Origin of the sequence: Stenotrophomonas lactitubi (genome assembly GCF_002803515.1) — a bacterium.
Lineage (GTDB): Bacteria > Pseudomonadota > Gammaproteobacteria > Xanthomonadales > Xanthomonadaceae > Stenotrophomonas > Stenotrophomonas lactitubi.
Window position 1 is genome coordinate 14,424 of the sequence record NZ_PHQX01000001.1, and the last position, 20,019, is coordinate 34,442.

The 20,019-nt window shown below is 67.8% G+C and carries 15 protein-coding genes; 8 read left to right on the plus strand and 7 right to left on the minus strand.

The window, feature by feature from the left end; all coding sequences use genetic code 11:
- Positions 1-48 precede the first annotated feature (48 nt).
- From pssA to rimI, 3 genes are read left to right on the plus strand one after another with little or no spacing between them, the layout of a single operon-like run.
- Positions 49-828: a CDP-diacylglycerol--serine O-phosphatidyltransferase gene (pssA, locus tag CR156_RS00075; protein ID WP_099820368.1), complete on the plus strand. Its 780-nt coding sequence runs from the start codon at positions 49-51 to the stop codon at positions 826-828.
- Entirely contained in the window at positions 825-1,337 is a 513-nt protein-coding gene (locus CR156_RS00080) for a hypothetical protein (RefSeq protein ID WP_100551512.1), read from the plus strand. The genes pssA and CR156_RS00080 overlap by 4 nt, the downstream gene beginning before the upstream one ends.
- On the plus strand, positions 1,334-1,831 hold the full coding sequence (gene rimI / locus CR156_RS00085; RefSeq protein ID WP_100551513.1) for a ribosomal protein S18-alanine N-acetyltransferase: 498 nt from the start codon (positions 1,334-1,336) through the stop codon (positions 1,829-1,831). Before CR156_RS00080 ends, rimI begins: the two co-directional genes overlap by 4 nt.
- 58 nt (positions 1,832-1,889) lie before the next feature.
- Here rimI and CR156_RS00090 read toward each other — a convergent pair whose 3' ends face one another.
- The 5 genes from CR156_RS00090 to CR156_RS00110 form a co-directional block, all read right to left on the minus strand.
- Positions 1,890-2,711, minus strand: a complete 822-nt coding sequence (locus tag CR156_RS00090; protein WP_100551514.1) for an EamA family transporter — start codon at positions 2,709-2,711, stop codon at positions 1,890-1,892.
- 156 nt (positions 2,712-2,867) lie between these two features.
- The gene (locus CR156_RS00095) at positions 2,868-5,696 is read right to left on the minus strand and encodes a valine--tRNA ligase (protein WP_100551515.1); all 2,829 of its coding nucleotides are present in this window, start codon (positions 5,694-5,696) and stop codon (positions 2,868-2,870) included.
- A gap of 34 nt (positions 5,697-5,730) precedes the next feature.
- Positions 5,731-5,922: a YqaE/Pmp3 family membrane protein gene (locus CR156_RS00100; RefSeq protein ID WP_025879360.1), complete on the minus strand. Its 192-nt coding sequence runs from the start codon at positions 5,920-5,922 to the stop codon at positions 5,731-5,733.
- 19 nt (positions 5,923-5,941) lie between these two features.
- A complete protein-coding gene (locus CR156_RS00105) occupies positions 5,942-6,367 on the minus strand; it encodes a DNA polymerase III subunit chi (RefSeq protein WP_025879359.1) in 426 nt (141 codons plus the stop codon).
- A 97-nt stretch (positions 6,368-6,464) separates the two neighbouring features.
- Positions 6,465-7,943: a leucyl aminopeptidase gene (locus tag CR156_RS00110; RefSeq protein ID WP_099820363.1), complete on the minus strand. Its 1,479-nt coding sequence runs from the start codon at positions 7,941-7,943 to the stop codon at positions 6,465-6,467.
- A gap of 104 nt (positions 7,944-8,047) precedes the next feature.
- On the opposite strand from CR156_RS00110, the gene lptF reads away from it, so the two are divergent.
- Together lptF and lptG are read left to right on the plus strand one after the other, a co-directional pair.
- On the plus strand, positions 8,048-9,130 hold the full coding sequence (gene lptF, locus CR156_RS00115; RefSeq protein WP_100551516.1) for an LPS export ABC transporter permease LptF: 1,083 nt from the start codon (positions 8,048-8,050) through the stop codon (positions 9,128-9,130).
- Positions 9,127-10,233 carry an LPS export ABC transporter permease LptG gene (lptG, locus tag CR156_RS00120; RefSeq protein ID WP_099820361.1) on the plus strand — a complete coding sequence of 369 codons (1,107 nt, stop codon included), beginning with the start codon at positions 9,127-9,129 and terminating at the stop codon, positions 10,231-10,233. Before lptF ends, lptG begins: the two co-directional genes overlap by 4 nt.
- A gap of 41 nt (positions 10,234-10,274) precedes the next feature.
- Here lptG and CR156_RS00125 read toward each other — a convergent pair whose 3' ends face one another.
- On the minus strand, positions 10,275-10,763 hold the full coding sequence (locus CR156_RS00125; protein ID WP_100551517.1) for an RDD family protein: 489 nt from the start codon (positions 10,761-10,763) through the stop codon (positions 10,275-10,277).
- Between the two features lie 56 nt (positions 10,764-10,819).
- Between CR156_RS00125 and xerD the strand changes: the two genes are divergently transcribed.
- Both xerD and CR156_RS00135 read left to right on the plus strand, forming a co-directional pair.
- Positions 10,820-11,797 (plus strand): site-specific tyrosine recombinase XerD, encoded by a 978-nt coding sequence (xerD, locus tag CR156_RS00130; protein ID WP_100551518.1) that lies wholly within the window; start codon positions 10,820-10,822, stop codon positions 11,795-11,797.
- 100 nt (positions 11,798-11,897) lie between these two features.
- Positions 11,898-12,689 (plus strand): thioredoxin fold domain-containing protein, encoded by a 792-nt coding sequence (locus tag CR156_RS00135; protein WP_032977259.1) that lies wholly within the window; start codon positions 11,898-11,900, stop codon positions 12,687-12,689.
- Between the two features lie 120 nt (positions 12,690-12,809).
- Here the strand turns inward: CR156_RS00135 and CR156_RS00140 are convergent, their stop codons facing one another.
- A complete protein-coding gene (locus CR156_RS00140) occupies positions 12,810-14,921 on the minus strand; it encodes a glycosyl hydrolase family 18 protein (protein WP_100551519.1) in 2,112 nt (703 codons plus the stop codon).
- A gap of 839 nt (positions 14,922-15,760) precedes the next feature.
- On the opposite strand from CR156_RS00140, the gene purL reads away from it, so the two are divergent.
- Complete coding sequence (gene purL / locus CR156_RS00145; protein WP_100551520.1) at positions 15,761-19,645, plus strand: phosphoribosylformylglycinamidine synthase; 3,885 nt, start codon at positions 15,761-15,763, stop codon at positions 19,643-19,645.
- Positions 19,646-20,019: the final 374 nt, after the last annotated feature.

The window sequence follows — 20,019 nt, forward strand, 5'->3', positions numbered from 1 at the left end:
ATTGCAGCATTGGCGCCGACCGCTGGCAAGTCGATTAAACTGGATTCCATGGACCCGATCACACCGCCGCCGCGCTCGCGCACGATTTACCTGCTGCCCAACCTGTTCACCACGGCTGGGCTGTTCTCTGGCTTCTACGCCATCATCGCCGCGGCCAACGGAGACTTCGTCAACGCCAGCATCGCCGTGTTCGTGGCGGCGGTGATGGATGGCCTCGATGGCCGTGTCGCGCGCCTGACCGGTACCAGCAGCGAGTTCGGCGTGCAGTACGACTCGCTGGCCGATCTGGTCAGCTTCGGCATGGCGCCGGCCCTGGTGATGTACCACTGGTCCCTGTCGGAACTGAAATACGACGGTGAGCTGGTCGGTCGTCTGGGCTGGGCGGTGGCGTTCCTGTACGCCGCCTGCGCGGCGCTGCGCCTGGCCCGCTTCAACACCCAGGTGGCCGTGGTCGACAAGCGCTGGTTCGTCGGCCTGGCCAGCCCGGCTGCCGCCGGCCTGATGATGTCCTTCGTCTGGGCCTTCGCCGATGGCACCCTGGGCTGGAACGGCAACGAGCTGCGCTTCGTGGCGCTGGCGGTGACCCTGGTCGCCGCACTGCTGATGGTCAGCCGCATCCGCTTCTGGAGCTTCAAGGGCGGCGCGGCCAAGGAGGGCGCCCGTTCGGACCGCGTCCCGTTCCTGGTGCTGGCACTGGTGCCGATCGCCATCGCCATCGCGGTGATCGACCTGCCACGCGTGTTGTTCGTCGTCGGCATCCTGTACGCGCTGTCAGGCCCGGTGATGTGGGGCGTGCAGCGCCTGCGCAAGAAGCCCGAGGCGGCGTGAGCCAGGACCTGCCCGTGTTGTGGTCCCCGGCCCAGCAGGCCTGGCTGCAGGCCATGGGCTATACCGTCTATCACGATGGCAAGTTGGCCGCCGAAATGGACGCGGCATTGCAGCTGAGCGTGGCTGAAGCCGCGGCATCGGCACCCGCGCCGGTCGCGCCGACGCGCACGGCGCCACCATCGATGCAGCACGCACCCAGCCAGCGCGACGCGGCGCCGGAACCTCGGCTCGAGCGCGCGCCACCACGCACTGCCGTGCCGGTGGCGGCGCCGGATACCGTACCGGCTGCGGCCCGTCCGCTGCCCACCGGCAACGCGCGCCAGCCGCTGGTGCGCCTGCCTGATCGCCTGCAGATCGCGCTGTTGCGCGCCTCGGGCTGCAATCCGAACGACCCGGCCACACAGACGCTGATGGAAAGCTGGCCGCTGGAACAACTGCGTCGCGACCCTGCAGCCAAGCGCGCGTTGTGGCCGCAGCTGCGCGCGCTGCGCAAGGGCGCAACCGCATGAGTGCAGTCAGCCAGCCCGGGCCGGTGGCGATGCGCGCGCTGCGTGAGAGCGATCTCAATGCGGTGATGGCCATCGAAGTGCGTGGCTACCCCTATCCGTGGACCCGCGGCATTTTCCTGGATTGCCTGCGTGCCGGTTATCCCGGCCTGGCGATGGAGCGCGATGGCCTGTTGATCGGCTATGGCGTGCTCAGCCTCGCTGCCGATGAAGCGCATGTGCTGAACATCTGCATCGATCCGCTGGTGCAGTCGCGTGGGCTCGGCCGCCAGCTGCTGCGTGCGCTGGTCCGTCTGGCCGCTGATCGAGGCGCGCAGCGGGTGTTCCTGGAAGTGCGTCCGTCCAATACGCCAGCCCTGGCGCTGTATCACAGCGAAGGCTTCAACGAGATCGGCCGGCGCCCTCGCTACTACCCTGCCGCGCAGGGGCGCGAAGATGCGCTGGTGATGGCGATCGAACTGGTGGACGGCGAGCTGGAGACAATGCCGCCGCTGTAGTCGGCGTCGCGTGGCCGCTGCGCACGCCGGGCATGGCCCGGCGCTACCGATGCGTTGTTTACGCCAGCCGCAGGGCCAACACGCCGGCCACGATCAACGCCGCCGCCAGCCAACGCGCGCGCGGCACCCGCTCGCGCAGCAGGAACACCGAGATCAGCAGCGCGAACAGGATCGACGATTCGCGCAGCGCCGACACCATGGCCACCGGCACCTGGGTCATCGCCCACAGCGCCATCGCATACGATGCGGTGGTGCCGATGCCGCCGGCCACGCCCAGCGGCCAGTGCTGGCGCGCATACGCCAGCAACTTGCCGCGCTGCCGATGCAGCGCCCACAGCGGCAACGGAATGCCCGACAGCAGGAACAGCCACAACGTGTAGCTCAGCGCATTGCCGGACAGCCGTGCGCCCTGCGCATCGACCAGCGTGTAGGTGGCGATCATCGCGGCGGTCAGCAACGGCAGCCGCAGCTGGCCGCTGCGTGCGCCGCGGGCCATGCACAGGATGCCGCCACTCACCAGAATGACGCCGAGCCAGGCCGACGGCGGCAGGCGTTCGCCGAGCGCGGCGCCGGCCAACGCAACCAGGATCGGCGCGCAGCCGCGCATCATCGGATACGCCAGGCTCATGTCGACCTGCTGGTAGCAGCGTGCGACCAACGCGTAGTACGTCACCTGCAGCAGCACCGATGCGATCAGCCACGGCCAGCTTTCCGCGGCGGGGAAGGGCAGCCACGGCAAGACGAGCGCAGACAACAGCGCGGCGCTGCCGGTGACCAGCACCGTGCCGAGAAACTTGTCCGGCCCGCGTTTGACGATCGCGTTCCAGCTGGCGTGCAGTGCAGCGGCAGCGAGGACCAGCAGGAAGAGGGAAAGCGGCATCGGGTGATGATGCCATGCGGGGAAAAATGAAACGCCGGGCATTGCCCGGCGTCAGCCTTGAAAATGTGCCAATCAAGGTTGGCGTTCTGGTAGGTGCCAACCTTGGTTGGCACGTCACAGCGGTGCGGACCCAGGTCCGCACCCACCACGGAGGCGTTACAGCTTCGCGCGCTGCTCGCGCAGGCCAGCCAGCTGGTTGTTCCAGTCGACCAGGCGCACGCGTTCCTGCTCGATCACCGCTGGCGGAACCTTGTCGGAGAACTTGGCCAGCTTGGTCTCGCTCTTCTCCTGCTCGCCTTCCACGCGCTTGATCTCCTTGTCCAGGCGCGCGCGCTCGGCATCGAGATCAACCAGGCCTTCCAGCGGTACCAGCAGCTTCAGCTCACCGACGATCGCGGCGGCTGCCGGCGGCGCACTCTGTGCGTCGGCCAGCCACTGGATGCTGTCCAGCTTCAGCAGGAAAGCCAGCGAGGCACTGAAGCGCTCGATGCGCACGCGGTCCTGTTCCAGGCCGGCCAGCAGGCGCAGCGGTACCAGCTTGGACGGGGCGACGTTCAGTTCGCTGCGCACGCGGCGCACGGCACTGATCACCGCCTTCAACCATTCAACGTCGGCCTCGGCCTGTGCATGATCGCCCTCGAACTCGGCGGCGGTCGGGTACGGACGCAGCGACAGCGTGGTTTCGGCCAGGCCCAGGCGCGGGGCCAGCTGCTGCCACAGCTGTTCGGTGATGAACGGGGTCAGCGGGTGCAGCAGGCGCAGCAGCGCTTCCAGCACATACAACAGGGTGTGGCGGGTGCTGTCAGCGTCGGCAGCATCGGCGCCATTCAACGCCGGCTTGCTCAGCTCCAGGAACCAGTCGCAGAACTCGTTCCAGGCGAATTCGTACAGGCACTGCGCCAACAGGTCGAAGCGATAGGCGGCGAAATGGCCCTGCGCTTCGGCGGTGGTAGCGGCCAGGCGCGAGAGGATCCAGCGCTCGGCATCGGTACGCGGCGTCGGCACGCCAGTGAACGCCGCACCTTCGGTGTTCATCAGGGTGAAGCGGCTGGCGTTCCACAGCTTGTTGCAGAAATTCTTGTAGCCCTCGGCGCGGTTCATGTCGAACTTGATGTCGCGGCCATGGGTGGCAAGTGCGGCGATGGTGAAACGCAGCGCATCGGCACCATGGGCGGCGATGCCGTCCGGGAACTCCTTGCGCGTGGCCTTCTCGATCTTCTCCACCATGCGCGGCTGCATCAGCCCGCCGGTGCGCTTGGCCACCAGGTCATCGATGGTGATGCCGTCGATGATGTCCAGCGGGTCGAGCACGTTGCCCTTGCTCTTGGACATCTTCTGGCCCTGGCCATCGCGGATCAGGCCGGTGAAGTAGACGTCCTTGAACGGGACCTTTCCGGTCAGGTTGTCGGTGGCCATGATCATGCGCGCCACCCAGAAGAAGATGATGTCGAAGCCAGTGATCAGCACCGACGACGGCAGGTAGCGGTCGAAACCGCGCTCGGCCATCGCCTGCTCGTTCGGCCAGCCCAGGGTGGAGAACGGCCACAGCTGCGAGGAGAACCAGGTCTCCAGCACGTCGCTTTCCTGGCTCAGCACGACGTCGCTGCCGAGATTGTTCTTCGCCCGCACTTCCTCTTCGCTGCGGCCGACGTAGCAGTTGCCGGTGGCGGCATCGAACCACGCCGGAATGCGGTGGCCCCACCACAGCTGGCGGCTGATGCACCAATCCTGGATGTTGTTCATCCAGTGGCGGTAGGTGTTGATCCAGTTCGGCGGCACGAAGGCGATTGACCCGTCCTCGACCAGCTCCAGACCACGACGCGCCAGTTCGTCCATTTTCACGAACCACTGATCGGTCAGGTACGGCTCGATCACCTGGCCGGTACGGTCGCCGCGCGGCACCTGTAGCTTGTGCGCCTTGGTCTCGACCAGGATGCCGAGGTCTTCCAGTTCACCCAGCACGGCCTTGCGCGCGTCGTAACGGTCCAGCCCCTGGAAACGTTCCGGCGCGTTGTCGTTGATCGCGGCCACCGGGGTGAACAGGTTGATCATCGGCAGGCTGTGGCGCACGCCCACCTGGTAGTCGTTGAAGTCATGCGCCGGGGTGACCTTGACCACGCCGGTGCCGAACGCACGGTCGACGTAGTCGTCGGCGATCACCGGCACGCGGCGGCCGGTCAGCGGCAGCACCACGCTCTTGCCGATCAGGTGCAGGTAGCGCTCGTCTTCGGGATGCACCATCACCGCGGTGTCACCCAGCAGGGTTTCCGGGCGGGTGGTGGCGACCACCAGGTAATCGCGGGTTTCGCGCAGCGTCTCGACGCCGTCGGCATCGCGCTCGACGTGCTCGTAGCTCAGGCCTTCATCCAGCTGGTAGGCGATCGACCACAGGAAACCGTCTTCCTCGGCGCTTTCCACTTCCAGGTCCGAGATCGCGGTCTTCAGCACCGGGTCCCAGTTGACCAGGCGCTGGCCGCGGTAGATCAGGCCCTGTTCGTGCCAGCGCACGAAGGCTTCGATCACCGCTTCGGACGGCTGCGGGTCCATGGTGAAGGTGCTGCGCGACCAGTCGGCCGAGGTGCCGAGGCGGCGCATCTGCCGTTCGATGATGTCGCCGGACTGCTGCTTCCACTCCCACACCTTGCCGATGAAGCCCTCGCGGCCCAGCGAATCGCGGGTCTCGCCGTTGCCTTCCAGCGCCAGGTTGCGGCTGACCACCATCTCGGTGGCGATGCCGGCGTGGTCGGTACCGACCTGCCACAGCGTGTCGTAGCCGCGCATGCGGTGGTAGCGCACCAGCGCATCCATCAGCGTCTGCTGGAAAGCATGGCCCATGTGCAGGGTGCCGGTCACGTTCGGCGGCGGCAGCAGGATGGTGTACGGCTCGCCCTTGCCGGACGGCTTGAAATGGCCGGCCTTCTCCCAGGCCTCGTAGAGGTCGGTCTCGAAGGACTTCGGGTCGTAGCTGGAGGCGAGTTGGGTCATGCGGGGGAACCAGTCATCAAGGCGGGAAGGGAGATCAGCGCGACCCGAGGGTGCGCCGGATCTTCTGGTCGGTGTGGTACTGGCTGACCGAATAGGCAGCCCAGATCGCCGCAGGCAGCCAGCCGATCAGGGTGATCTGCAGGATCAGGCAGACGATGCCGGCAAACGGCCGGCCGATGGTGAAAAAGGACAGCCAGGGAAGAATCAGGGCGATCAGCAGGCGCATCAAGGGGTCCTCGCAGGGCTTACATGTCGTGCTTGTTCAGGTCGTAACCGGCGGTCTTGTACTGGCGCCAGCGCTCGCGCAGCGGTTCGCGCGCTTCCGGATCGGCCGGCACCACTTCCAGCACGCGCTCGCACTGGCCAAGCCAGGGTTCGTCGCGCAGGTTGATCACCAGCGGCCGCACGGGCGCCTCGCCACCGGGCGGGGCGATCAGTACCAGCGCTTCTTCCTCGTCCACGTCCTCACCCACGATCTGGTGCGGAATGTAGGCATCGTCGTCGAACGACCAGAGAAGTTCGTCCAGTTCTTCGGCCTGGGCCTGGTCGCGGGCCAGCACCAGGGTGAACAACCCGGCGTCGTTGGCCTTGCGCGCCAGTTCGCAGACCAGGCGCAACGGCTCGGTCAGGAAGCGGGGCTTGGCGATCAGGTAGAAGTCGGCGCGGGGCATGGCGGCATCCAGGTGAGGCAGGTGCCTATCCATGCCGGCTGACGGCTGGAGCGGCGAGGCCCCGGCCGGCGGTTGCCGGCCAGGGTCAGGTACAGCGTCAGGCGCGGGCGACCTGGTCCAGCAGCCACTGGCTCAGCAGGCCGACCGGACGGCCGGTGGCCATGCCGCGCTTGCCTTCATCGCTGGCCACGCCGGCGATGTCCAGGTGGGCCCAGCGCTGGCCTTCGGCGAAGCGCGACAGGAAGCAGCCGGCGGTGATGGCACCGGCCCAGCGGCCGCCGATGTTGTAGACGTCGGCGAAGCTGGAATCCAGCATCGGCTGGTACTCGTCCCACAGCGGCAGGCGCCAGGCGCGGTCGAAGACCTGCTCGCCGGCGGCCAGCAGCTCGTTGGCCAGGTCGTCGTGCTTGCTCATCAGGCCCGCGGTCTGGTGGCCGAGGGCGACCATGCAGGCACCGGTCAGGGTGGCCACGTCGACCAGCGCCTGCGGCTCGAAGCGCTGCGCGTAGGTCAGGGCGTCGCACAGGATCAGGCGGCCCTCGGCGTCGGTGTTGCCGACTTCGATGGTCTTGCCCGACATCGAGGTGATGACGTCGGACGGGCGGTAGGCATTGCCGTCGATGGCGTTTTCCACCGCCGGCACCACCACCACCAGGTTCAACGGCAGCTTGGCCTTGACCGCAGCGACGAAGGTGCCGATGACGTTGGCGCCACCGCACATGTCGTACTTCATCTCTTCGATGCCGCCCTGGGTCTTCAGGTTGACGCCGCCGGTATCGAAGGTGATGCCCTTGCCGACCAGCACGTAGGGCTTGGCGTCGCCGCCATTGCTCCACTTCAGCACCACCAGGCGCGGGCGGTTGGCCGAGCCACGGGCCACGGCCAGCAGCGAGCCCATGCCCAGCGCTTCCATCTGGGTCTCGTCGAGGATCTCGGCTTCGGCACCGTCATGCTCGCCGGCGAATTTCACGCCCACTTCAGCCAGATAGGCCGGGGTGCAGTAGTTCGGCGGCAGGTTGCCCAGCTCGCGGGCAAACTCGACACCGGCAGCGATGGCCTGGCCCTGGGCCAGGGCCTGCGCATCCTCACCGGCGATGGCCAGCTGGGCCAGGCCGGCATCGTCGGCCTTCTTCTTGCCCAGGGTGGCGGTGTAGCGGTAGGCCGCGTGGTCGGCGGCAATCACTGCCTGGCGGATCGCCCAGGCCGCGTCGCGGTCCTTCACCGCCACCTCGGACAGGGTGAACAGTGCGCTGCGGGCAGCGCCGGCCTTCAGCGCGCGCACGGCATCACCGACTGCCTTCAGGTACTGCGGCACGCCGAAGCGGGCGGCATCGCCGAGGCCGACCACCAGCACGCGCGGGGCGGTCACGCCCGGCAGGTCGTGCAGCAGGGTGGTGGCGCCGGTCTTGCCGGACAGGTCGCCGCGCTGGGCCAGGGCCGCCAGGCGGCCACCGCTTGCAGCATCCAGTGCCTGCGCGGACGCAGTCAGGGTATGGTCGGCATAGGCGCCGACGACGAGGCAGTCAACGGCGGCCGAAGCCGCAGCGAGGTGGTTCAGGGTGAATTCGAGAGCCATTGAGCAGATTCCATTGGCAAGTCCGTACAATCGCGGACCGTTTACGCCCAGACGCTAGACTGGGCGGCACCGCGAACGAACCTGAGAGTTTAAACCACCGCCCCATGTTGAAGCTCGACCGCTATCTATTGGGCGATTTCGTCCAGAGTTTCCTGGCTACCCTGATCGTCCTGCTGGTGGTCAGCGTGGGCGGCGTGCTGGTGGACATCCTCGGCAACATCGCCGACGGGCGGCTGCCGGCCAAGCTGCTGTTCTCGCAGCTGGGCCTGCAGTTCATCGTCTACATGCCGCTGATCCTGCCGCTGGCACTGATGCTGGGCCTGCTGCTGGCCATCGCCCGCCTCTACCGCGACTCGGAAATGGCGGTCATCACCGCCATCGGTGTCGGCCCCAAACGCCTGCTCAAGCCCCTGCTGCTGCTGGTGCTGCCGGTGATTGCGGTGGTCGGCGCCTGTTCGCTGTGGCTGGGGCCCTGGGCCCAGCGCACCGCCGAACAGATGATCCAGGACGCCAACCGCAGCGTGCTGATGGCCGGCCTGGAGCCGGGCCGGTTCACTCCGCTGCCCAATGGTGGCGTGGTCTATGTCGCCTCCATCTCCCCCGATGGCAGCCAGCTGGGCCGGGTGTTCCTGCAGCGGCAGAAGGAGGATCGCCTTGAAGTGGTGTCCGCCGCCAGCGGTCGCATGTACTTCGAAGGCGCCCGCCAGCGCTTCCTGGAACTGGATGATGGCCACCAGTTGGAAGGGCCGGCGGCTGGTGCGCTGGATTACCGTCTGGCGACTTTCGCCCGCAACGACGTGGCGCTGCCCGACGGCAGCGAGGCCCGCAAGAGTGATGATCCCGAACTGATGCCGACCACCGCGCTGTTCGGCGACAAGCGTCCCGAGGCGCAGGCACAGCTGCACCGCCGCCTGGCCCCGCCGCTGATCGCGCTGGCCTTCGCCCTGCTGACCGTGCCGCTGGGCCGCAGTTCGCCGCGCCAGCAGCGCTACGGCCGGATGATGCTGGCCCTGCTGGCCTACATGGTCGGCACCAACATGATGTTCATCGGCAGCGGCTGGATTGCCAACGGCCAGATTCCGTCGGCGCTTGGCCTGTGGTGGCTGACCCTGCCGCTGCTGGCACTGGCGATCTGGATGTACGCGCGTGATGGCCGCATGGCCCGCCCGAAGGGAGCCCGCGCATGATGCTGCGACCGATGCGTTTCGACCTGTACCTGGGCCGGGCAGTGCTGGGTACCGTGCTGCTGACCTGGGCGGTGCTGGTCGGCCTGGACGTGCTGATGGCCTTCTCCGGCGAGTTCAAGGACATCGGCAAGAACGGCTATTCGCTGGGCCATGCGGCAGCCTGGGTGCTGTACACCGTGCCGCGCCGGGCCTACACGATGTTCCCGACCGCAGCGGTGATCGGCGCGCTGATGGGCCTGGGCCAGCTGGCCGCGACCTCGGAGCTGACCGCGCTGCGCGCGCTGGGCCTGTCGCGCAAGCGCCTGAGCGTGTCGGTGGCGATCGCGCTGTCGCTGCTGACCGGGCTGATGGTGATCAGTGCCGAGACCCTGGGGCCCTGGGGCCAGAACCGCGCCGATTCGCTGAAGATGAGTGCCAAGTGGGGCACCGACATGGCGGTGGCGCGTTACTCCGGCCTGTGGGCGCGCGAGGGTGACACCTTCCTCAACGCACAGACGGGCGAAGAACAGCTGGTGGGCGAAAAGGGCACCCGGCTGATCCTGCGTGACGTGCGCCTCTACAGGATCAACGAGGACGGGCGGGTCGGCACGCTGACCCATGCCGCCACCGCCGAGCATGACAAGGACGGCTGGGTGCTGACCGGCGTGCGCCGCGACACCTTCGGCGAGCGCTCGGCAACGCGCCAGGAAGTGGCCCGTGAGCCGTGGAATTCCAAGCTGGACGCCGGAGCCCTGGCCACCGGCATCGCCAAGCCGCGCAACCTCAGCGTGTCCGAGCTGAGCACCAGCATCGCCTACCGCGAGCGCAACGGCCTGGATGCACGCGACTATGAGGATGTGTACTGGAGCCGCTGGTTCTATCCGTTGAATGTGCTGGCGCTGTGCCTGGCGGCGGTGCCGTTCGCGTTCGGTTCGCTGCGCAGTGGCGGCATGGGCAAGCGCCTGTTCCTGGGCATCCTGTTCGCGCTGGCGTTCTGGCTGCTGCAGCTGTTCTTCGGTCGCATGGCCGGCGCGCTGAAGTTCGACTACCGCATTGCCTACGCGCTGCCGCCGATCGTGATGCTGGCGGTGTCCGGATTGTTGTTCCGGCGCAAATCGGGCTGATTCCGGTGGCGCCGGGCCCTGCCCGGCGCTGCCAGCACAGGTCAGCGCTTCGGCATCCGCCGCAGCCGCGTGGCGCTCGCGCGGTCGTGCCAGGTCAGCCGCTGGCGATCCACCAGCGCCCACCAGAAGCCCACTCCGCCCAGCAGCAACGACAGCGTGCCCACCGCAAACCGCAGCCACAGCTGGCCGCGTCGCAACGGCGTGCCATCGCGTGATTCCAGCTTCAAGCGCCACGGGCGCATGCCCAGTGTCTGCCCGCCGCGCCGCCAGCTGGCGGTGGCATACCACCCGGTCAAGCCCCAGCACACTGCCCACAGCAGCCATTGCCAAGCGCTGAAAGGCGCGATGTTGTCGCGCTGCGCATGGCCGCTGAAGGTATAGGCCAGGGTGAACACGGTGCCGGCCAGCATCCACAAGGCCAGCACCGGCAACGCGTCATAGATCATCGCCAGCAGGCGCCACAGCAGCAGCGCGCGCGGGCGGGGCGTATCAGCGGCGACGTGGGCCGCATCGGTGGCGGGGCTCGACATGTGCCGAGCATACGCAATGCTGGCCGTGCCCGCAGTTGGCCTCGTATCCTGCGTGCATGGCCGCCACTTCCACTCCCGCCGAACGTCGTCAGCTGGTCCAGCAACTGCCCGAGCTGCGCGGCGAGGACAGCCAGCGCATCCTGCGTTTCCTCGACGCGATCTGGGCCGAGCACGGCCTGGCCCGTGCCACGCTGGACAGCTACCGCCGCGACCTCGAAGGCCTGGCGCGCTGGTGTGATGGACGCGACGGGGGGCTGGCCGGTGTTGAACGTGCCGGCCTGTTCGATTACCTGGCATGGCGCACCCGTCACAACTGGTCGCCGCGCAGCAACGCGCGCTTGCTGTCGGCGCTGCGCGCGTTCTTTGCCGACGCTGTGCGGCGTGGCGAACGCAGTGAAGATCCCAGTGCACTGCTCGATCCGCCGAAGCTGCCACGGCTGCTGCCCAAGGCGCTGGCCGAGAGCCAGATCGATGCGCTGCTGGCGGCGCCGGATATCGACAGTCCGCTCGGCCTGCGCGACCGCGCCATGCTGGAACTGATGTATGCCGCCGGGCTGCGCGTGAGCGAGCTGGTGCTGCTGCCTGCCACGGCGGTGAACCTGCGCCAGGGGGTGCTGCGGGTGACCGGCAAGGGCAGCAAGGAGCGCCTGGTGCCGCTGGGCGAGGAGTCGCAGTACTGGCTGGAACGTTACCTGCAGCAGTCGCGACCGCAACTGGTGGGCAAGGGCAAGGTGCAGGCGCTGGCCGACGGGCAGACGCCCTTGTTCATCGAACCGGCCCTGCATGGCTTGACCCGCCAGGCGTTCTGGCACCTCGTCAAGCGTTATGCGGCGGTGGCCGGCATCGACCCAGCGCGGATCAGTCCGCATGGCCTGCGGCACAGTTTCGCCACCCACCTGCTGAACCGTGGCGCCGATCTGCGCGCGCTGCAGATGCTGTTGGGCCACAGCTCACTGTCCACTACCCAGATCTACACGCTGGTCGCACGCGAACACCTGCAGAAACTGCACGCCCGCCATCATCCACGCGGCTGAGCCCACGGCTGAACCCCTGCCGGGCCTGTGCGCGGCATCGCGGACCGCTCAGGATGGCTGTGTCAGAATCCGAAGTCTTCTTTCTGCTGCGGACTGCTCCATGCTCCGATTCGCCATCGCCGCCGTGTTCGGCGCGCTCAGCCTGAGTGCCTGCGCCCAGCCCGCCCCGCCCGCCGCAAAGGCGCCCGCCGCAGCGGCAGCCAAGGCCGGTCCTGCCGCCACCGCCAATGCTCCGGCCGAGCAGGCCGTGCGCAAGGCACTGACCGAGCTCAACCCCGGCTTCCAGGTGGATTACATCGGCGCCGCGCCCTTCCCTGGCTTCCGTGAAGTGGTGGTCTCCGGCCAGCTGCTGTACGTCTCCGACGACGGCCGCTACCTGTTCCAGTCGCAGCCCTACGACACCCGCGCCAAGAGCCCGGCCAACAGCGAAGGCCTGCTGGGCTACCGTCGCGACCTGCTGGCCAAGGCCAATCATGGTGACCGCATCGTGTTCGCCGCGCCGAACGCGAAATACACCATCAGCGTGTTCACCGATATCGAATGCGGCTACTGCCGCAAGCTGCACCAGGACATCGCCGAGCTCAACCGCAACGGCATCACCGTTGAATACCTGGCGTTCCCGCGCATGGGGCTGGGCAGCAAGGATTACACCGACATGATCTCGGTCTGGTGCGCGGCCGATCGTCGCCAGGCCCTGACCAATGCCAAGCGTGGTGGCACGGTGGCCGCGAAGAACTGCACCAACCCGGTGGCCATGCAGTACGCCCTGGGCCAGCAGCTGGGGGTGAACGGTACGCCGGCCATCTTCGCGCCGGATGGCACCCAGCTCGGCGGCTACCTGCCGCCGGCGCAGCTGCGTGCCGCGCTGGAGAAGCTGTCGGCCAAGCGCTGACCGAAACGCCGCCGGGCATGGCCCGGCGCTACCGTGGATGGGCGGGTAGCGCCGGGCCATGCCCGGCGGATGTGGCAACGCGAACGAGGCCGGGGACGTAGTGCGTCCCCGGCCTTTTTCCTACTTCAAGCCATCACTGACCGCCTTGGTCAGCGTGCCCTGCGCGTCGTCGCCGCTGAACTCCCAGACAAACGCACCGCCCAGTCCCTGGGTCTTCACGTAGCCCATCTTGCGGGTGATGTTGGCCGGGGTATCGAAGCTCCACAGCGTGCTGCCGTTGTAGATCCAGGTGGCCCCGGCGGTATTGTCGGTATAGCCCTGCCACGCCAGGTTCTTCAGCACCTTCCAGTCTTCGATGCCGGCCTCGTAGGTGCCCGGTGCCGCACCGGTGGCGCTCTGGTACAGGCCGTTGTTGGCGTTGGTCACCCCGGTCCAGCCGCGCCCGTAATAGCCGATGCCCAGGTTGAGCTTGGCGGCGGGAACACCGCGGCTGATGAAGGCCTCGATGGCATCGTTGCTGTTGTACAGCTTCTGGTCGCCGGTGGACGGATCACTCGGCGAATCGAACAGCGCCGACTGGTGATTGGTCTTCGCATCCCACGCGCCGTGGAAGTCGTAGGTCATCACGTTGATGTAGTCCAGGTACGGGTGGTACGCGGCCGGATCGGTGACGCGGATCTTGTCGATGCCGGCGCCGACCGCCACCGTCAGCAGCAGGCCCGGACGCACCGCATCGAGCTGGCGACGGAACTCGGCCATCAGCGCGGTGAAGTTGGCATTGTCCTCGGGCGTGCCGCAGGCGATACCGCAGGCCACCGGGTATTCCCAGTCGATGTCGATACCGTCGAACACGCCCAGTGCTGCCCCCGGGCCACCGGCGCCGTCGGTCACCGGCAGGTTGCCCTTGATGTAGGCGTCGATGCACGAGGCGACGAAGGCCTGGCGGTTGGCCGGCTGCGCCGCGCTGGAGAAGCCGCGCGACCAGGTCCAGCCACCCAGCGAGATCAGCACCTTCATGCCCGGGTACTTGGCCTTGAGCTGCTTGAGCTGGTTCCAGTTGCCACGCAGCGGCTGGTCCCACGTATCGGCGCTGCCGCTCACGCTTTCGCCGGCACCGAAGGCCTTGCTGTAGTCGGCGAAGGCATCGCCACCGGCACCGCTGTTCGGGTCCGACGCCTGGGTGATGCCCACTTCGCAGCGGTTGTTGCGCACGTTGCCGAAGGCGTAGTTGATGTGGGTCAGGCGCGCGGCCGAACCGCTGCTGTCGATGTTCTTGACCCGGTAGTTGCGGCCATAGATGCCCCACTGGGTGAAGTAGCCGATGACCCGCTTGCCGGTGGTGCCACCGTCGCCGGCCAGGGTGCTGGCGGTCACCGCCGTGCCCTGTGCGGAGGCATTGCCGGCGTTGTCGCGGGCGCGCACGCGGTAGCTGTAGCTGGTGGAGGCGGTCAGCCCGCCATCGACATAGCTGGCGCTGGACGGTGAACCGACCAGGCTGCCGTTGCGGTACACGTCGTAGCCGGCCAGGCCGCTGCCTCCGGTGTTGTCGGTGGAGGGACTCCAGCTGAGCGCGATGCTGTTGGCGGTGCGGGTGCCCACGGCCAGGCCGCCGGGCACGCTGGGTGCGGTGGTATCGCCACTGGCCGCGTTGACGGTGATGGTGATGGTCGCGGTGCTGGCGGTGGCGTTGTTGTTGTCGGTGGCGACCGCGCGCAGGGTATGGCTGCCGGCGCTGGCGTTGGCCCAGCTGGCGCTGTACGGCGCGCTGGTGTCGACGCCCAGCGAACTGCCGTCGCGGAAGAACTCGACCTTGCTGACGCTGCCGTCCGCATCGCTGGCATTGGCGGTCACATTGACCGTGCTGCCGGCGCTGAAAGTGGCGCCGTTGGCCGGCGAGGTCAGGCTGACCACCGGCGGCTGGTTGGCGCCGCTGCCGTCGCAGGCGCCGAGGTTGGTGTAGTAGGGCGCCCCGGCCGGATGGTCCGGCGGTGCGTTCCAGATGTCCTGGTTCGCCCGGTAGAGGACGCCTCCTTTCTGCAGGGTATCGCCACTCCGGTAGATCTTGGCCTGGTCCCATTCGGCCACGCCGGCACAGCTGGCGGCCTGGGCCAGGCCGGGCAGGGCAACGGCCCCGGCGAGGGCCAGCAGCCAGGCCAGACGGCGCGGGCGACAGCGTTGAAGGGAAGGGTGGGCACTGCGTACATCGGCACTCTGCACAAGCGGGTCGTACATGGTGTGTCTCCGATCGATGGTTGGCGCACGGGCCACGACGGCGCCGCACGTAACGCAGGGTCCGGACATCGCCCGGGAAGGCGACGGAGGGGGCGGACGGAGGTACCTGGTGGGCCGGGGAGAGAGTCCGGCGCCAGGTAGGGACAACGTTGTCATCAATTGCGTGGTCAATCCGTGAGCGAGCGCATGGTTCGGGGATTTGGGCGAGCGCGGCGCTGGCGCGCGGTCGGCAGCCATCGGCGGAGCCCCTTCGTGGTTGGCATCTAGAGCAGGTTCCGGGGTTGGGCCGGGCGGGTGGGGTCACGCGGGGACGCCGTGAACCCATCCCTGGGGGCTTGGCCGCGGCATCCATGCCGCGGACACCCCGCCTGACCCCACCCACCCGGCCCCCGACAGGTTCATGCGGGCGCCAGCCACGAAAGACGAACAAAAAATCAAAATCAAACGCCGATCGCTTCGCTCTCAGGCGTTTGATTCCAGGCATTCCTTGGTTGCCGGCGAGCGGCCGGCACTACCGGAAGCATCCACGCATGGCGTGGATCTACCGTGTCGACCAAGGTCGACACCTACCAACAGCAGCAGGAAACTGTCGAAGGCGGGGTGGGTCCGGTTGCGGGGGTGTCCGCGGCATGGATGCCGCGGCCAAGCCCCCAGGGACGGGTTTACGGCGTCCCCCGCAACCGGACCCGCCCCGCCATCCCACGGAATGCCCGCTTTGGCTTTGGCCGTTGCCGTTGCCTGCGCTCTGGCCTCTGCGGGTGCCGGGCGCCGCCCGGCCGAAGCCTACCCCCGCTTCCGGTACAATGTCGGGCCCGTTTCCCAACTACGGTTCCCCGGACATGATGGTCCTCGAGGGCGCGCCCGCCCTGTCGCCGTTCCGCCGCGAACGTCTTGAATCCCGCCTGCAGTCCATCGCTCCCTCCCTGCGCATCAGCGGTGCCTGGCACGTCTACTTCGTGCAGGCCGAGGGCACTGCCGCCCCCGACGTCGATACCCTGTGCCGCATCCTGGAAGCCCGTCCGCAGTCCGAGGCGGTCGCTGACGGTGCGGTCAGCCGCATCGTGGTGCCGCGCCTGGGCACGCTGTCGCCGTGGTCGAGCAAGGCCAGCGAACTGGTCCGCGGTGCCGGCCAGCCGGTGAGCCGGGTCGAGCGTGGCCTGCGCATCGACGTACTGGGATGGCCGGCCGATGCCGCCGCCCAGCAGGCATTGATCAAGGTGCTGCACGACCCGATGACGCAGTCGGTGCTGGAGACCGTCGATCAGGGCCAGTCCCTGTTCTCGACCCCGGCCCGTGGCGAACTGGAGCGCGTGCCGGTGGACCAGCTGGAGGCCGCCAACCAGCGCCTCGGCCTGGCCATGGCGCAGGACGAGATCGACTACCTGCGCGAACGCTTCACCGCGCTGGGCCGGTCGCCGTCGGACGTGGAACTGATGATGTTCGCGCAGGCCAATTCCGAGCACTGCCGGCACAAGATCTTCAATGCCAGCTGGACCATCGACGGCCAGGAGCAGGACCGCTCGCTGTTCCGGATGATCAAGAACACCCACCAGCAGACGCCGCAGCACACGCTCAGCGCGTACAGCGACAATGCGGCGGTGATCGAAGGCCACCCGGCCTCGCGCTATCGCCCGGACCCGGCCAGCGGCGAGTACCGCCGCGAACCGCAGGTGCCCAGCGCGTTCCAGATCAAGGTGGAAACGCACAACCACCCGACCGCGATCGCGCCGTTCCCGGGCGCGTCGACCGGCGCCGGTGGTGAAATCCGCGACGAAGGTGCAACCGGTCGTGGTGGCAAGCCGAAGGCTGGCCTGAGTGGTTTCTCGGTCTCGCACCTGCGCATTCCCGAGCTGCCGCAGCCGTGGGAAGCGCCGCGTGCGCTGAACCCGCGCATGGCGCCGGCGCTGGAAATCATGACCGACGGCCCGCTCGGCGGCGCTGCGTTCAACAATGAATTCGGCCGCCCGGCCCTGCTCGGCTACTTCCGCAGCTTCGAACTGCCGGAAGGCGCCGACCTGGTACGCGCCTACGACAAGCCGATCATGCTGGCCGGTGGCCTCGGTGCCATCGACCGCGTGCAGGTCGACAAGATCCTGCTGCAGGACGGCGATGCCGTGATCGTGCTCGGCGGCCCGGCGATGCTGATCGGCCTCGGCGGCGGTGCCGCCAGTTCGGTCGCCTCCGGTGAAAGCGCCGAGGATCTGGACTTCGCCAGCGTGCAGCGCGACAACCCGGAAATGGAGCGTCGCTGCCAGGAGGTCATCGACCGCTGCGTGGCGATGGGTGCCAACAACCCGATCAAGTTCTTCCATGACGTCGGTGCAGGTGGCCTGTCCAACGCCATTCCCGAACTGCTGCACGATTCCGGCGTGGGCGGCATCATCGACCTGGGCAAGGTGCCCACCGACGATCCGTCGCTGTCGCCGATGCAGCTGTGGTGCAACGAGTCGCAGGAGCGCTACGTGCTCGGTGTGGCGCAGGAGCGCCTGGCCGAATTCGCGGCGCTGTGCGCGCGCGAGCGCTGCCCGTTCGCTGCGGTCGGTGTCGCCACCGCAGCCGAACACCTGGTGGTGGCCTATGGCGCCGTGCCGGGCAACATCCCGGCCGATGCGCCGATCGACCTGCCGATGGACGTGCTGTTCGGCAAGCCGCCGAAGATGCACCGCGATACCGCGCACCCGCCGGCACCGCGCTGGCCGGCGCTGAAGACCGGTGGCATGGATCTGCAGGAAGCCGGTCTGCGCGTGCTCGCGCACCCGACCGTAGCCTCCAAGAACTTCCTGGTCACCATCGGCGACCGCAGTGTGGGCGGCCTGACCGCACGCGAGCAGATGGTCGGCCCGTGGCAGCTGCCGGTGGCCGACGTGGCGATCACCCTGGCCGACTTCGACGGCGTGGCCGGCGAGGCGATGGCACTGGGCGAACGCACGCCGCTGGCGCTGCTGGACGCGGCTGCTTCGGCCCGCATGGCCGTTGGCGAAGCACTGACCAACCTGTGCGCGGCCCCGGTCGATGCGCTGGATGAAATCAAGCTGTCGGCGAACTGGATGGCCGCGGCCGGCCACCCGGGCGAAGACGCGCTGCTGTACGACGCGGTGAAGGCGGTGGGCATGGAACTGTGCCCGCAGCTGGACATCAGCATCCCGGTGGGCAAGGACTCGCTGTCGATGCAGGCGCAGTGGCACGACCAGGGCGAGGCGCACAAGAGCGTGTCGCCGGTGTCGCTGGTGATCACCGCGTTCGCGCCGGTGGCCGATGCGCGTCAGCAGCTGACCCCGCTGCTGGACCGCGATATCGACAGCGAGCTGTGGTTGATCGGCCTCGGTGCCGGCAAGCAGCGCCTTGGCGGTTCGATCCTGGCCCAGGTGCACGCCGACCATGGCGACCTGCCGGCGTTCGCCGGTGCCGCCCCGGACCTGGACGACCCGCAGCGCCTGCGTGGCTTCTTCGAACTGATCCGCGATGCACGCCAGGCCGGCCTGCTGCGCGCGTACCACGACCGCAGCGACGGTGGTGCGTTCGCCGCGCTGTGCGAAATGGCCTTCACCTCGCGCCTGGGCCTGGACATCACCCTCGACGCCTGGGGCGATGATCCGTTCCGCAGCCTGTTCAATGAAGAACTGGGCGCCGTTGTGCAGATCGCCCGCGAAGACCGCGCCGCGTTCGCCGACCTGGTCGAGCGCCACGCGCTGACCGAGTGCGCGCAGCGCATCGCCAAGCCGACCACCGCGCCGGTGGTGCGGGTGTCGCTGGGCGGTGACTCGCTGGCCGAATGGCGCTGGGAAGCGTTGTTCGACGCCTGGTGGTCGGTGACCCACGCCATGCAGAAGCGCCGCGACAATCCGGCCAACGCCGATGCCGAGCGCGAGATCGCCCGCGCCTTCACCGCGCCGGGCCTGAAGCCGAAGTTGAGCTTCGATCCCAATGAGGATGTCGCCGCACCGTTCGTGCAGACCGGGGCGCGTCCGCGCGTTGCGATCCTGCGCGAACAGGGCGTCAACGGCCAGATTGAAATGGCCAACGCCTTCGAACGTGCCGGCTTCCGCGCATTCGACGTGCACATGAGCGACCTCATCGAAGGCCGCGTGGCGCTGCAGGACTTCACCGGCCTGGTCGCCTGCGGCGGCTTCAGCTACGGCGACGTGCTCGGTGCCGGCCGCGGCTGGGCGACCTCGATCCTCGAGCGCACTGCGCTGCGCGATGCCTTCGCCGCGTTCTTCGCGCGTGAGGACAGCTTCGCCCTGGGCGTGTGCAACGGCTGCCAGATGATGAGCCAGCTGAAGGACATCATCCCCGGTGCCGAGCACTGGCCGCAGTTCCGCCGCAACGCCAGCGAGCAGTTCGAAGCCCGCACCGCGCTGCTGGAAGTGGTGGAGTCGCCGTCGATCCTGCTGCGTGGCATGGCCGGTTCGCGGCTGCCGGTGGCGGTGGCGCATGGCGAAGGCCAGGCGGTGTTCGACAACGCCGTCGACCAGGCCACAGCCCGTGTCGCGTTGCGCTACATCGACGGCAACGGCAACGTCGCCAGCCACTACCCGCTGAATCCGAACGGCTCGCCGGACGGCATCACCGGCCTGACCAGCACCGACGGCCGGGTGACCATCATGATGCCGCACCCGGAGCGCACCCCGCGCGCGCTCAACCTGAGCTGGGCCCCGTCCGAGTGGCAGGGCGATTCACCGTGGATGCGCATGTTCCGCAACGCACGGGTGTGGTGCGGCTGATCGCACACGCGTTGCGCAGCTGACGATGCCATCGCGTATGGAAACCCGCCGGGAAACCGGCGGGTTTTTCTTTTTGAATACGGAAACTCCTGTGCTGTCCATCAGTTACATACGGTTTCATATGTGAGGATTCCCTCACGCATGCCTAACAAAATACGTACATAAACAAGTGAAACAGTGAACTGCTTCACGGCAATGGCTTTTGCTGCGTCAAACTCTTGACGATTCGCAAAGATGCCGTTAACACTTGACCCCCGTTTCAAATCTGTTCATCCCGCAGTAACCGCACGGCGCACGCGCTCGGTTTTCTGTCCCTGCGCGCCGTTCGGCAATACACCGCAGTAAATCACGCGAATAACGCCCCCAGGGGACGT